The 13,866-nt window shown below is 35.4% G+C and carries 16 protein-coding genes; 5 read left to right on the forward strand and 11 right to left on the reverse strand.

Features of this window, described 5'->3' with window-relative positions; translation table 11 throughout:
- Positions 1-34 precede the first annotated feature (34 nt).
- The 3 genes from ACQY22_RS04645 (at position 35) to ACQY22_RS04655 (ending at position 3,587) form a co-directional block, all read left to right on the forward strand.
- The gene (locus ACQY22_RS04645; protein ID WP_428325356.1) at positions 35-2,203 is read left to right on the forward strand and encodes a thrombospondin type 3 repeat-containing protein; all 2,169 of its coding nucleotides are present in this window, start codon (positions 35-37) and stop codon (positions 2,201-2,203) included.
- Positions 2,204-2,244: 41 nt separating this feature from the next.
- On the forward strand, positions 2,245-3,207 hold the full coding sequence (gene dusB, locus ACQY22_RS04650) for a tRNA dihydrouridine synthase DusB (RefSeq protein WP_428325357.1): 963 nt from the start codon (positions 2,245-2,247) through the stop codon (positions 3,205-3,207).
- A 140-nt stretch (positions 3,208-3,347) separates the two neighbouring features.
- Positions 3,348-3,587: an Lrp/AsnC family transcriptional regulator gene (locus ACQY22_RS04655; RefSeq protein ID WP_012215907.1), complete on the forward strand. Its 240-nt coding sequence runs from the start codon at positions 3,348-3,350 to the stop codon at positions 3,585-3,587.
- Positions 3,588-3,721: 134 nt separating this feature from the next.
- On the opposite strand, the gene ACQY22_RS04660 is transcribed toward ACQY22_RS04655, so the two are convergent.
- Positions 3,722-4,063 (reverse strand): P-II family nitrogen regulator, encoded by a 342-nt coding sequence (locus ACQY22_RS04660; protein ID WP_428325358.1) that lies wholly within the window; start codon positions 4,061-4,063, stop codon positions 3,722-3,724.
- A gap of 119 nt (positions 4,064-4,182) precedes the next feature.
- On the opposite strand from ACQY22_RS04660, the gene ACQY22_RS04665 reads away from it, so the two are divergent.
- Positions 4,183-4,359, forward strand: coding sequence for a hypothetical protein (locus tag ACQY22_RS04665; RefSeq protein WP_428325359.1), 177 nt, complete (start codon positions 4,183-4,185; stop codon positions 4,357-4,359).
- Between the two features lie 89 nt (positions 4,360-4,448).
- Positions 4,449-5,159, forward strand: coding sequence for a hypothetical protein (locus ACQY22_RS04670; RefSeq protein ID WP_428325360.1), 711 nt, complete (start codon positions 4,449-4,451; stop codon positions 5,157-5,159).
- Here the strand turns inward: ACQY22_RS04670 and ACQY22_RS04675 are convergent.
- The 10 genes from ACQY22_RS04675 to ACQY22_RS04720 all read right to left on the reverse strand — a co-directional run bounded on the left by ACQY22_RS04675 (position 5,149) and on the right by ACQY22_RS04720 (position 13,845).
- Entirely contained in the window at positions 5,149-5,733 is a 585-nt protein-coding gene (locus ACQY22_RS04675) for a hypothetical protein (RefSeq protein ID WP_428325361.1), read from the reverse strand. The two genes, ACQY22_RS04670 and ACQY22_RS04675, sit on opposite strands and share 11 nt — an antisense overlap.
- A gap of 71 nt (positions 5,734-5,804) precedes the next feature.
- Complete coding sequence (locus tag ACQY22_RS04680; RefSeq protein ID WP_428325362.1) at positions 5,805-6,026, reverse strand: hypothetical protein; 222 nt, start codon at positions 6,024-6,026, stop codon at positions 5,805-5,807.
- A gap of 14 nt (positions 6,027-6,040) precedes the next feature.
- Entirely contained in the window at positions 6,041-6,604 is a 564-nt protein-coding gene (locus tag ACQY22_RS04685; RefSeq protein WP_428325363.1) for a TATA-box-binding protein, read from the reverse strand.
- A gap of 64 nt (positions 6,605-6,668) precedes the next feature.
- Positions 6,669-7,124 (reverse strand): ASCH domain-containing protein, encoded by a 456-nt coding sequence (locus tag ACQY22_RS04690; RefSeq protein ID WP_428325364.1) that lies wholly within the window; start codon positions 7,122-7,124, stop codon positions 6,669-6,671.
- A 1-nt stretch (position 7,125) separates the two neighbouring features.
- Positions 7,126-8,670, reverse strand: coding sequence for a pyridoxal-phosphate dependent enzyme (locus ACQY22_RS04695; RefSeq protein ID WP_428325365.1), 1,545 nt, complete (start codon positions 8,668-8,670; stop codon positions 7,126-7,128).
- 65 nt (positions 8,671-8,735) lie between these two features.
- The gene (locus tag ACQY22_RS04700) at positions 8,736-10,298 is read right to left on the reverse strand and encodes a VWA domain-containing protein (RefSeq protein ID WP_428325366.1); all 1,563 of its coding nucleotides are present in this window, start codon (positions 10,296-10,298) and stop codon (positions 8,736-8,738) included.
- Positions 10,299-11,093, reverse strand: coding sequence for an AAA family ATPase (locus ACQY22_RS04705; RefSeq protein WP_428325367.1), 795 nt, complete (start codon positions 11,091-11,093; stop codon positions 10,299-10,301).
- 40 nt (positions 11,094-11,133) lie between these two features.
- Positions 11,134-12,591, reverse strand: a complete 1,458-nt coding sequence (locus tag ACQY22_RS04710) for an NAD(P)/FAD-dependent oxidoreductase (RefSeq protein ID WP_428325368.1) — start codon at positions 12,589-12,591, stop codon at positions 11,134-11,136.
- 190 nt (positions 12,592-12,781) lie between these two features.
- Positions 12,782-13,207 (reverse strand): RNA-binding domain-containing protein, encoded by a 426-nt coding sequence (locus ACQY22_RS04715; RefSeq protein WP_428325369.1) that lies wholly within the window; start codon positions 13,205-13,207, stop codon positions 12,782-12,784.
- Between the two features lie 26 nt (positions 13,208-13,233).
- Entirely contained in the window at positions 13,234-13,845 is a 612-nt protein-coding gene (locus ACQY22_RS04720; RefSeq protein ID WP_428325370.1) for a 30S ribosomal protein S3ae, read from the reverse strand.
- Positions 13,846-13,866: the final 21 nt, after the last annotated feature.

A 13,866-nucleotide genomic window follows, 5' to 3' on the forward strand; every position in this document is an offset into this window, starting at 1 on the left:
AATAAATACTTGATAATAGCGGAATCAGGGAACTATGAAACAATATCTTTTAGGATTTTTACTTTTACTTACCCTAACTATTGGAATGGCACCAAGCAGTGTTTTTGCAAATGAAACAATTGATACTGACGGTGACGGTGTTCCCAACGCTGTTGATTTTTGCCCTCATCTCTTAGAAGATTATGATCCTGAATATGGCAATAACATTGACGGTTGCCCTGCTGATTTTGTTCCTTGGTATGATGCTGATTATGACGGTATCCAAGATCATATTGATAGCTGTCCTACTGTAAAAGAAACTTACAATAGATTCCAAGATGAAGACGGTTGTCCTGATTTATCCCCTGATGCCGGTGCTGGAATTGTAGACTCTGATGGTGATGGATATCCTGATTTTCTAGACTTGTGTCCAAATCAACCTGAAACTTTTAATGGAATTGATGATACTGACGGTTGCCCTGATGATGAACATAATTTACAAGATCGTGATCAAGATGGAATCTCTGACAGTAAAGATGCATGTCCCCTAGAACCTGAAACTTACAATTTTTATCAAGACTTGGACGGTTGCCCCGATTCTGTTAATACTGCAACTTTTGTTTATGAATTTCCAGATACTGACGGTGATGGAATTGATGATAGATGGGATCAATGTCTAAATGAGCCTGAAAACTACAATGGATTCCAAGATGAAGATGGTTGTATTGATATTCCTGGTGTATATTCAGAAGGATTTGTAGACTCTGATTATGATCATATTGGTGATGATGTTGATGCATGTCCCCTAGAACCTGAAAATTACAACAAGTTCCAAGACTCTGACGGCTGTCCTGATGTTTTACAATTACCAATTACTGGCGATGCAGATGGTGATGGTTTGTTAAATTCATTTGATGATTGCCCATACAGTCCTGAAAATTACAACAAGTTCCAAGACACTGACGGTTGTCCTGATTCTGTTGCAGATGGATTTGTTCCATATGATTCAGATGGTGATGGTATTATTGATAATCTAGACTTGTGTCCAAATCAACCTGAAACATACAATGGCTTCCAAGACACTGACGGTTGCCCTGATGATTCTGCCTCTACACTCGATTCAGATAAGGATGGAATTCCAAATGTTTCAGATGCATGTCCGTTAGAACCTGAAACTTACAATTTTTATCAGGACACTGACGGTTGCCCTGATTCTGTTGACGGCATTTTATTTGCTTACACATTCCCAGATGCAGATGGTGATGGAATTGATGATAGATGGGATGCTTGTATTGATGAACCCGAAAACTTTAACGGATTTTTAGATGACGATGGATGTCCAGACACTCCAGGAATTTCAAAATCTGCATTACTTGATACTGATTATGATGGAATCCCTGATGAACTAGATCTATGTCCTACTATTGGAGAAAGATACAATGGCTTCCAAGATGAAGACGGTTGCCCTGATACAATTGCATATGATTCAGCTGGTGATGCTGACTTTGATGGAGTAAAGGATAATGTTGATCAGTGTCCTCAAAGCAGAGAAACTTACAACAAGTTCCAAGACACTGACGGTTGTCCTGATTCTGTTGCAGATGGATTTGTTTCATATGATTCAGATGGTGATGGAATTATTGATAATCTAGACTTGTGTCCAAATCAACCTGAAACATACAATGGCTTCCAAGACACTGACGGTTGCCCTGATGATTCTGCCTCTACACTTGATTCAGATATGGATGGAATTTTAGACAAATATGATGCATGTCCGTTAGAACCTGAAACTTACAATTTTTATCAAGATTGGGACGGTTGTCCTGATTCTATTGGTGCTGTAACCCATTCCTATTCTTTCACAGATGCAGATGGTGATGGAATTGATGATAGATGGGATGCTTGTATTGATGAACAAGAGAACTTTAATGGATACCTAGATTGGGACGGTTGTCCGGATATATTAGCTGCAGCATCTACAACACCAACAAAGTTTGACTCTGACGGTGATGGATTCTATGATAGTATTGATTCCTGTCCAACAAATCCTGAAACTTGGAACAAATACAATGATGATGACGGTTGTCCAGATATCGCCCCAGAACAACAAAGATTTGTCCATGATGATGATCTAGATGACATCATTAATGATGAAGACTTGTGCCCCCTTGAACCTGAAGACTTTGATGGTGACAGAGATACTGACGGTTGTCCTGATAACTAATTTTTGAAATAGTAAATATATTCAAATTATTTAGTTTGATTATGCTTCCAAAATTTTCTAGCAGAGCATTTTTAGCTCCTATGGCTGGAGTTAGTGATCCTGCTTTGAGATTACAATGCAAAAAGATGGGAGCTGGATTGGTAGTAACCGAATTTACTAGTATTCATAGTATTATTGAAAAAGAAAAACAACTCAAAGATAATATGAAAACAATTCAAGAGTTTATTGAATTCTCAGAACAAGAGAGACCAATTTCAGTTCAATTGTTTGGATCTGATCTTTATGCGTTAGAAAAGGCTGCGACCATTGTCGAACCTTATTTTGACATGATTGATTATAACATGGGTTGTCCTGCTCCACACATTACACAACAAATGGCTGGAGGAGCTTTATTACAAGAAGTCAATCTCACAGAACAGATTTTCAAAACTCTTGTAGGTGCTGTGAAAAAGCCAATAACCCTAAAAATTCGTTCTGGTGTAACGGATGCAAGTAAATTTCTATTTAGAGAAATTGCTGAAATTGCAGAAGACCAAGGAATTCAAATGATAACTTTTCATCCTAGAACTGTTAGTCAAGGATATTCTGGGAATGCAGATTGGAAATTAATCAAAGAATTAAAAGAAATTTCTAGTATTCCTGTAGTTGGAAATGGTGATATTACTACACCTGAAGATGCCAAAATGATGCTTGATGAGACTAGTTGTGATTATGTTATGATTGGTCGTGGTGCCATGGGCAATCCTTTCTTATTTGAACAGATTAATGATTATCTTGAGACTAGTTCGTACAAAGAATATTCTTTTAAAGATAGATTGGATTCTTTCTTTGATTATCTTCATCTTACCAATCAATACAAAATCAAATTCTCTAATATCAAAAGTCAAGCCATGAGATTTACAAAAGGATTGAAAGGTGGTTCCAAACTTCGCTCTAAAATTACTTTTTCAAAAAATCTTACAGATCTAGAAAAAATTATGCGTGAAGCATATTCTATACCTTAAATTTATTTTTAAATCTAGTAATTTTCTTTACAAATGTTAATGGTTTAACCAAAAATAATGTTTAATTTTTAAGTAAATTGGACTATTCTTATATATTTCAAGATGGCATTTTAGTTATGAAAATAGGAGTTGAATCATAATTGGCAACAGCTTATGTTCTCATAAACTGTGAGCTAGGTTCTGAGGAAGCTGTAATTTCAGAACTAAAATCTATTGAAGGTGTTGTTGAAGTTCATGGCACATTTGGTGCATATGATATTTTAGCAAAAGTAGAATCTTCTCAAGTAGAAGCGTTACGTGAAACTATTACTTGGAAGATTAGAAAGATCCCAAAAATCAGATCAACACTAACTCTGATGGGAATTGAAGGACAACAGTAACTTCAAAATCCTTTGCTTTTATACTTAGTTTGCAATAATAATACATCCCTTCAAAAAACATGTCCTCCAAAAGGATACCTCCTGAGAGGAAATTTTTCCTCTCAGCAGTTTTATCTTAAAATAAAATAAAATGATTAGAGGGCTTCAGAACCCGTCTTTTTAGATGCTATATTTAGAGCACTTTCTACATTATTGACAATGATGATTCCATCTCCGCCCTTTCCTGTAAAAGCTGCATCTGCAATTGCTGAAGATACTTTCTCTACTTCAGAGTCATCTACTATTGTTATCACTGTTGCAACTTTGTTGTATTCTGCTGTGAATGAACCTGTACCTCTTCCTGATCTGATCTCTTGTCTTTTTCCGGAGCCTCTACCCTTTCCTTCTGTGATGGTAAATCCCCCAACAATGTCTTTAATTGCATCAGAAACTGCACCGGCTTTGTCTACTTGAACAGTTGCCTCAATTCGTTTCATTTGCATTTGTTTTTTGGTATTGTTTAAAAAAGATCATATGTATTTTTTAGAATTTTGTGATACAATGGTGGTTATTTCATAATCCTCTGAGCTTTTTAGTATAGCCGAGAAGAAAAATCATGAAAAGTGATGAAAAGAGATCTCACCGACTAAATTATCTTCTAAAATACTATCTTAGTAATCCTCAAGAACATGCCTTGTATCAAAGGGCAAAACAGATGGGGGTATCTGATTCTACTGCAAAAGACTATATCCGAACTGTCATTATCCAAGCACAGAAGATCTACTCAAAATAGTCTCAAACTTTACTCTTTAATTGTGTAAGAGAAATTATTCGAAATCTTAAACAAGGAATTCATAAATAATCATTATAGGAGAAAATATCGTGGATTCGCTACTTGATGATGTAAAGGCTCTATTGGAAAAAGATTTTGGTGATGATAGAATCCTAAAACAAATTCGTCGAGCTTGTGAAAATAATGAGGTTGTTAGCAATTTTGAAAGAAATTATGTTAAAAAATTAGCAGAAAAATATCTTGGAAGAAAACCAGAAACTAATGTTGAAAAACCTGAAACCTTTGTTGAAAAACCTGTGGTTCCAGATGTAGTGATGCCTGAAACATCATCTGTTCAAAAAACCCAAACAATTCGTACCGCACAACCAAAAACTTCCTCTTCTTCCTCAAAGAACTCAAAGTTAATGATAGTGATTGGTGTTGTTGCATTAGTAGTAATTATTGCAGCTGCTGTATCTTTTAGTGGAATTTCTAATGTAACTCCTAATACAGTTCCTCCTATTGTAAATACTCCTATAGGAACAGAATCATTAATGATTCAAACTGACTTTTCATCATATAGCAAAAAAGATCTCATCTCAATTAATGGAATTTCAGATACTACTGGTTCTGTGAATTTATCTATAGAAAACCAAAAAGGTGAACTTGTCTGGACAGAACAACTCTCTCTAAAAAGTGATGGAAGATATTCCACACTTGCAATTGCAGGTGGCCCTGGATGGGAAAGTTCTGGCACTTACACTATCAAAGTAGATAATGGTGATGAGACAAAGTCTAGTACATTTTCATTTACTGCATAATTCTTTCAAATTCTTTCCAATGTGAATCAATAATATCTCTTAATTTTTCTACACTAATCTCTTCCATGTATTCGCGATAAACTATGTACTTGTTTTGTCGATTTGATTCATCTCCATAAATATCACTAGTATTTTTTGGAATTGCATTTGATTTCCATTGATTCATTTCAAAAACCCATACTGTTGAATCTGGATTTGAAAAATCAATATCATCACACCCTACAACATACAGATAGCATTTTGCTGACTGGTTTAGTTTTTCATGAAGTTTTTCATAGGCAATCATCTGACCCTTTGCGATGTTTATCTTGTCATTGTGAAATCCCTTGAATTCCAGTATGACAAATCCTCCTTTGTGCTCAATTAACCAGTCAATATCTGTACCTCCTGAGGCTATCATTCCATGTACGATAAGGTCTCCTAACACCTCCCTACCACGAGTAAACTCATTCTCATCAAAAATCTGATACTTTGCCTTTTGGCTTTTGCGAATTACTTGAGGATTATAGTCATTTTGTACAGGCTCTGTTTTTTCATAAAGATTGTCAATCAAGTCACTGGTTTCATTGGCCATGAAATCTTGAATCTAAAACCTAATGATAAGAGAGTTTGTAAAATATAGTAAAGTTGTTCTATTTTTCTGATTTATCTACAGAGAAATTCTCCGCCTGCACCTTTGTACAAAATAAAATATTCATCAGAATTTTTTCTTTCTTTTTTTGCATTTAGTGCATCTTGATACATTTCAAAATGCTCTACTAGATACAATTGGTTCCCTGGCTCTGAAAAATAATCAATTCCAATCAAATCAAATCCATTGTCTGGAGTTAGTTTTTTCTTTTCTTCTTGGAAATTATCTTCAGACAATATCTTTGTAGGATCTATTCGTCATAGATCATTAGATTTTTTTCTTCTAATACTGAATGTAGGTTATGAACAGAACGATAAACGTCTGATTCTTTTTTAGCTCCAGTACATACCAACTTTCCTGATGCAAACAACAAGATTACCGTTTTAGGATCAAGCATTCTGTGAATGAGTCCTGGGAATTGTTCTGGCTCGTACATGCTTCTTGGTAATGTTCTTGCTGCTTTTTCTAGATGTATCTTTCCACCCAAGTTAATTGCTGCAACAATGTTTTGTACAGTGATTACTGCATCATTTTTAATTTTGATTTTACCTTTTCTTAATTTTTGAACTACAGTGTTTACAGCTTTGATTGCCATCTCTTCGGATTTAGCTCCAGTACAAACCATCTTTCCTGTTCTAAAGATCAATGTTGCAGTTCTTGGGGTACTTAATCTAAAAACTAATCCGGGAAATTGTTCTGGGTGGTATTCAGTATCTGGGAATTTTTCTGTGATTTCGTTAAGGTCAATTTTTTGTTCAACTGATGCAGATGCTACAACATTTTCAACACTGACAATTGGCTTTGTTTGAGGCATGACGAGGGTCTTTAAATAGGCCCTTTATATATACTAGTCAAATTTTTTTGGAAAAATTCAAGTCTTAATGGTGACCAACCCATTGGTATCGATATTCCTCATCAATAATGTCAGAGACTATTTCTTTGTTTTTGATTTTTGTTTTGGGAAGTTCTACATCAAACAATCCTAGTTGTCCTTTGTATTGGATTGGAACTCGAAATGTTTTTGCGTTCTTTAGCAAAAACCCGTAGGTCCTATCATGGAAATTTTTTGAAGCAAAATGAAATTTTTGGTCTGACTTTACTTGTTTTTGTGAATCATATTTTTTTACATCATAAATTTCCACTTTGCCAACAATTGCACCTGTGACAAATTTTTTTTCAATCTTTAGTCGCTTTGTATCTTCTTTTCTTATCTTTAGTGGTGCATGTATTAGCAATTCTCCACGGTAATTTGTATTCCATTTACGTAACTCTATTGTCTTTTTTCCTAAAATGATTAGTTCAGCAAATGGTTGAGATACTGAAAGGCATTTCAAATTATTCTCTAGCTACCTGAATGTATTCGCCAGGATTCTTGCCTCTTCCTTCAGGCAAATTGGTTATTCCTCCATTCAAACTTTGGGTAACTATCCCTTTGCTTGCCAAAACTTGTGCAGTCATTAATGATGTATTTCCTGCCATACAAACTAACAATGATTTTCCTTTGGAGCCTTCTAACTCTTTGTTCAGTTCGTCAGGAACTTGTTGTGTCGATAACAGGTTGTTGATTGTAGATGCTTTTGGCACAGTAATCTTTGATTTATCAACGCCTAATGATTTTGCAATTATTTCAATTCCTTCTTCTTTAGGCGTGTATTGTGTGTGAACCCAAATAATATTGTCATAATCTGCTGCAACAGCTGCTGCATCTTCTAATGATACTCTCATTGGTACATCACTGCCCTTTCCAATCATCTCAAAGTTCTTTCTGTACTTTTCAATTCCATCTGCAATTATTACTATGGCCTTTTTGATTTCTCCCTTGTATACCATCTCTAGTGCTGTAAACAATTCTAATGCACTACTCTCCCCAATATCGTATCCCTTGTCAACCATATATTTGAGAATTAGTTTTGCATTTTCAAAATCAATCTCATGCTCTGTGTATGATTCAGGATTGTATAGTGTCAATCCTTCTGCCTTTGATTTTGTTCTAATGCCTGCTACATCTTGGCCTAGTGGAGGAAATACCACATGAACTGCCTTTTTGTTATATTTTTCAGCCATGTACTTACTCAATCCACCTGATGTACCGCCTGTTCCAAATGAACAATACAATGCATAATCTTCTAGTGAATCACCAAGTTCATGTAGTTGCTGATCAATTTCAGGTGCAGTAACTGTATTGTGAATGTCAATGTTTAATTCATTATCATATTGTTTTGGGCAAAATAGATCATAAATCTCTGCAAGGAATCTTGCCAAGTTAATTATGTCTTGTTTTGCTAACAATGCTTCAATCTCTGAAAGATTGTTATCAAAGATTTGAGGATCAAATCCCATCTCAGTTAATTGTGAACGAATGTTTCCTGCAGTTGCTTTTGCAGCCATTTCATCTGCTTTGTTTTCCATTCCAGGGGCTGGACAAATATCCATATCCAAATCCATAATTTTGATATTCTCATTTCTTAGTTCTTTGAATACTCCTTCCTGTAATTTTCTTGAAACAAGTGCAACTACAGTTACACCAAGTTTTGATAATAACCCTAATGCAATTCCAAAGTTTCCTGATGTGGCCTCGATGACTACTCTTTTACCATTACATTTTCCTTCTTTGATTGCCTCATGAATAATGTGTGATGCTGCTCTTACTTTGATGGAACCACTAAGTAATTCTGAATCAAATTTTCCGTAAATTGTGAAATCTTTGTCATCAAGATTTAGTTTAAAAACACTTTTTGCACACTCTTTCAAATCTGCAGTTAGATCAACTAGTGGTGTTGCATTAACTATCTTGTCTCCTTCTATGTGTGGAATCTGATTCCATATCTCTTGTTCGAATTTTTCTAGCAATGCAGGATCGTAATTTTGAGCTTCTGACAATTTCTAATTTGGCTGATTTTTTCTCAATAAAATATCTATAGAAAATTAGTTCAGCCTATTTTGGATTAGATATCTAAAATCTTGATAACTTTGTTTGGAATGTCTCTTAGACGGCTTACTGCCATTGTTTTTTCATAACCTAGGTGTCTTAGATTGTTTGCAATTGTGGTTGCTCTTACTGTATTTGGACCCAAGCCTAGGGCAGCCATGCTTATGCCTAGGCTTTTTAGTGATTTTGTCATGTTTCTGACTGCATCAGGGTCTGAAGGTTCCCCATCAGTTAATGTCAAGAAAATATCTGGCCTTTTTGATTGTAAAATTGGAAACATCTTGTCATATACTTCAGCTAGAGGTGTAGAGCCGTTTGCAACAATTTGTGCCAATCTTTTTGCAGTGACATTATTCCATTTCATGTTGTCTGGCTTTATGGACCAGCAAACAACTGATCTGTTCTCTGTGCTAAATGCATAGACTGCAAATTTTACCTTGAGATATGCCAAGACCTCGCAAAGTGCAAGTGTTGCTTTTTTGTATTCAATTGCATCTGAAGAAATACTAGATGAGTGATCTAATAGTATGACAATTTTAGTTTTGATTGATTTTTTGATATCTGTAAAGAATGGCTCGTTTCCTTCAATGTAATTTTCTTCATCAAATTCATCTCCTGATCTCACATGTTGTTCCTTCCAACCTGTCTTCCACTCCTTGAATTTTGTTTTTAGTCCATTAATCAAACTCATGTCATAGATTATTGTCTCATCTACATTTCTTGTAGTTGGGATTTGTATTCCGATTGCTTCAGGCATCAATCCTTTGTTTTCTGTTTTCTTGTCTTCGTCAAGTAAAACATTGTATTCATCAATTACATCTTCTCCCCTCAATATTGCAGAAGGATCTACATTACCAAAGTCTCCTTCTTTGTTTTTAGAAACTATCTTCAAGACTCTTAGCAGTTCTTCTTCAGAAAGTGGCATCCCTGCTTTCATAAATGGCAGTGATACTGGAATTGTTAAAAGAGAATCAATTTCTAGAATTTTGATAATTTCACTGACATTTTTTTCAAGCCATTCTGTGTCATGATTTTCTTCTATCGCTTTATTTACGATTTTTTTTGCAAATACATCAGCCTTTCTTATCTTCTCAAAATGACTGGATTGGACTTCGCCCTTTACTGCACCAAACATAAAGTACTGATAAAATGCCTCTACAATTCTTGCTTTTCCGTAAACTGTGTGTAATTGGGGTCTAGCCACAAGCATATAGGCGTAGTTGAAGATGATCTCATCATCCATTCCCTTCCAAACTTTTCTTCCCAACTCCTCTACCCGCCTTGTTTCCATTGTGTTTAGGATGAAACCAAATGCATGATCATTGCTGAGAATTTTCTTGCAAAACTTTATTCTCATTGCCTCATACCATAATGAGGTTCTAAATTGTCTGTACTTTTGAAAATCATTTCCGACTCTTTTTTCTAACGGAGTTAGAATTACCTTATTTTCTTTTAATCTTGTCTTTGTTTCGACTTTATCTGAAATTTCTACAACAATGTTGTCTCTTTCAGACCATCGTCTTACAAGAAATGTAGCAATCTCTACTATTGATTCGTTTTGAAGCTTTACTGATTGCATTTAGTTTCCAAACATTGAGGTAATGATGTCACTTACTTTTTGATATTCTATATCTCCCCATTGTGTGTACACATTTCCAAAAACAAAATTGGCTGCTTCCTTTGCAACCATTCCTTTATCTAATAATTTTGCAAAAGCAATTGATTCCCTTAAGCTTGGAGAGTAAAATAACTCTTCAACTGCTGCTGCTTGTCTTAATGTATTTGCTAGCTTGATTGCTTGAACTATCTCTGAATCATGTTCTCCTGACACATGCTTTTTTACAATTTCCAACTCTACTTCTTCAGGTGGATACTCTAGTCTGATTCGTACTGGGAATCTGCTTAATAGTTGTGGAGGTAATTCTTTTGTTCCGCTGTGAGTTAATGGATTAATTGTTGCAAGAACAAACCAATTGTCTTTTGCCTTTACAACTTCTCCTGTAGATTCCTTTAATACAATTTGTCGTCTGTCATCTAGTGCCTCATCTAATCTAAGTAAAACATCAGCTTCAGCTGAATTAATTTCATCCAAGTATAACATACTGCCTTCTCTCATTGATTTTATCAAGAGACCTTCATCAAAACTCACGGTTCCATCTGTGAGGGTCTTGGTTCCAATCAAATGACTCTCTCTTGTTCTGAGGCTAAAATTTATTGATTCTAAATTGATTCCTTTGCTTTTTGCAAAATCTCTTACCAGAGATGTCTTTCCTGTACCTTTTGGTCCTATGATTAGCACAAAAAGGCCCGTCTCGTATGCCTTGTTTAGAGTCTGAATTGAATTATTCCAATCTAGATACTGAACTTCTTCCAAAGTACGTTTTCATTAATATCGACAATATTTATTGTTAGATCTATTTTCCAAATGCTTCTACTTTTGCAAAAGCTGCATCCATTCTTCCGTGAAGTGTTTTGTTCCACTCATCAAAACCAGATGGGTCTTTTGGATAATTGTTATAATGCTCTACTAACCATTGGTTTTCTTTTGATGTGTATCTCAAACCATCTGCAACTGTCTTGTTCATTGCACCTCTGATTATCATTCCAATTTTTCCTAATCCTGAAAAGTCTGGATGTTCACCCTTGCTGATTGATTCGACATCCATATTTCCCAAAAAGTGTTTCATACCGTAACTGATTTGCTCGTTTGTCATTTGTTGAACCAGTCTTCTAAACAATTCAAGACCTGCAGTCTTGTAACCATACTCTTTGATGAAATCTAAATTGTATTGCCAAAGACTTGCTTCTGAAACATCGTTTGCTTCTAGAGCTTTTGCAACATTGTTTCCGATAATAGTTCCTGCAATTAATGCTGGACCGATTCCTCCTGCATCAATTGGTTTTGGCATCCATGCAGAATCTCCAACCATCATGTATCCTGCTGAAACCATACAGTCGTTTTGTCTTCTAACTGAAACTTGGAAGATTCCAGAATTATTGTTAATGTCTTCAGGGTCTTGTGAAAGTTTTGGATTTTTAATTACAGTGTTTCTTTCCAAATATTCTTTCATTAAAGATTCGACATTGTCTTTTTTGCCTAATCGGTTGTTTCTTCTTTCTAAAAGTGATTTTTCAACACCAAGACCAATGTTTACTTTGTTTTCTGCTTTAGGAAATACCCATCCGTATCCGCCCGGAGCAATGTCTTGGTCTAAGTGAATAATACAATAATCAGGATCAAACTCTGATAATTCTTTTTGTCCTGGCTCAAAGTACATGATGTATCTGCCAGTTGATTCCAAGTCTCGTCTGTCTATCCTCTTCTCTACTTTGGTCGAGTTTTTCAATCCATTTCTGAGCATGGATGCGACACCTGTAGCATCGATGACAATCTTTGCTGTTTTTTTGAATGGCTCATTTGTTTTGCTGTCTGTTCCTTGAACACCGACAACTTGCTGACCTTCGTAAATTAGACCTGATAGATTTTTTTCAAATTCAAATTCAATTCCCATCTTTTGGCATCTCTCATTTTGAATCTCTGGGAGTTTTTGACGATTCAACATGTAACCTGCACCATCAAATGGGATTGCAGTTTCCTTGTCTGGAGAAAATGCCATTACACCTTTTACATCATGTTCGATTTCTGGTCTGGTCCATTCCACCTTGATTCTTTCTGTCATGAAATCTACTGCTTCTTTGGAGCATGCGTCTCCGCAAACCCAACCAGACAATGACTTTCTACCTGGCATCATTGCAGAGTTTCTGTCAACTACCAAGATCTTTGCATTTTGATTTGTGTAATGAGAAATAGCTTGAGCTGTAATTGTTCCTGCAAGTCCTCCACCTGCAATTATAACATCATAGTCTGCCACGATAAGATGTTCGTCTGTCCGTATTTAAAATAATACCATGAAAATGTCGAAGGAATAGTATGTTTTTGAGTAATTGATCGATTCAAAATTTGGGGTCGGTTCGTCGCGGCGTCTTCAAAGCTTTCGCTCAGACTGGAGCGGCTACTATCTCCTCATTCCCGATTGATATTGTGGTTTTATTCTATTTAATCTAGTTGGCAATCTGAAAAATTTCTGTAAATGTTTTGACGGTATCTTTCTTGTTGTAGATTGGTGTGTGAATTTTTAGTTTTATTGTGTCCTTTTCACTAATTGTGACGTTTCCCTTTACCAGTTCTTGTTTGTCTAGTCTCATGTGAAATCTAGAGTCTACTGTTCTCTCCTCAATCTCGTCTATCAACTCGTCAATCTGTTCTTGCGGTAGTAATTCTACTAGTTTTTTTAGAAAGTTTAGAGCCTGTTTTTTGACAATTTTTGCATTTAGCATGGTAATTGGATTATCAAAGTGACCTGTAGTTTCATTAATTGTAAAATCATCTTCTTGTAGTTCTAAAATTTCAAAGGCTTGAAAAATTTTTGATGTATCTTCAGTAGCATGAACTATGGCATCAACTGTAATCTCTATCTTATCACTCATAATTGCACTATGATACGATTGATTGTTTATGCTTCAAGCAAAACTGTTTCTTTCTCAGCAGTTCTGATGAGTTTAACTTTCTCAAGACCGACATGTCTTACTCTGATGACTTTTTTGAATGCAGCCATAATGTCTGAGTTGATTTTGCTGTAACATGTTGCTTGAACAAATTGTTCGATTGTCATTTCTGGAACTTGTTTGTTAATTACATCTCTTGCAATTAATCTAAGTGCGTGTTTTCTAGATGTATTGAGTTGTCTGTGAGTTAATGCAATTACTTTGATTCTAAAGATGTAACCATCTTTTGTTTTGACATCGATAATGAAATTGATTTTTGATGAACCACGTCTAACAAGACTTCTCAAAAATTCTTTAGAGTATTCGAATCTCTTGAAAATTGTTGATGCATTGTCTCCATCAACTTTGTTAATTTGGAAATAGATTTTGTATTGGTGTTGTGAAGGATCTCCTTTTAGGATATCATATAGTGTAACTTCTAAAACTCTACCAGCTGCATTTTCATCATCTGTGATTGGTACATATCCAATTGGTACATTGTTAAATGAATCTGGAGCATTTACAGTAACCCAGCGTTTTTCACGCCACTTGTCCTTTACTCTACCTTTTCTACGTGCCAATTATTATCGACCTTTGAACCC

It is taken from the genome of Candidatus Nitrosopumilus sp. (assembly GCF_965263415.1).
Taxonomy (GTDB): Archaea; Thermoproteota; Nitrososphaeria; order Nitrososphaerales; family Nitrosopumilaceae; genus Nitrosopumilus.

Bases quoted from the DNA above. Each gene is read 5' to 3' on its own strand.
- ACQY22_RS04645 (WP_428325356.1), top strand. From the start codon at position 35: ATGAAACAATATCTTTTAGGATTTTTACTTTTACTTACCCTAACTATT.
- dusB (WP_428325357.1), top strand. From the start codon at position 2,245: ATGCTTCCAAAATTTTCTAGCAGAGCATTTTTAGCTCCTATGGCTGGA.
- ACQY22_RS04660 (WP_428325358.1), bottom strand. From the start codon at position 4,063: ATGAAACGAATTGAGGCAACTGTTCAAGTAGACAAAGCCGGTGCAGTT.
- ACQY22_RS04665 (WP_428325359.1), top strand. From the start codon at position 4,183: ATGAAAAGTGATGAAAAGAGATCTCACCGACTAAATTATCTTCTAAAA.
- ACQY22_RS04675 (WP_428325361.1), bottom strand. From the start codon at position 5,733: ATGGCCAATGAAACCAGTGACTTGATTGACAATCTTTATGAAAAAACA.
- ACQY22_RS04685 (WP_428325363.1), bottom strand. From the start codon at position 6,604: ATGCCTCAAACAAAGCCAATTGTCAGTGTTGAAAATGTTGTAGCATCT.
- ACQY22_RS04700 (WP_428325366.1), bottom strand. From the start codon at position 10,298: ATGCAATCAGTAAAGCTTCAAAACGAATCAATAGTAGAGATTGCTACA.
- ACQY22_RS04715 (WP_428325369.1), bottom strand. From the start codon at position 13,207: ATGAGTGATAAGATAGAGATTACAGTTGATGCCATAGTTCATGCTACT.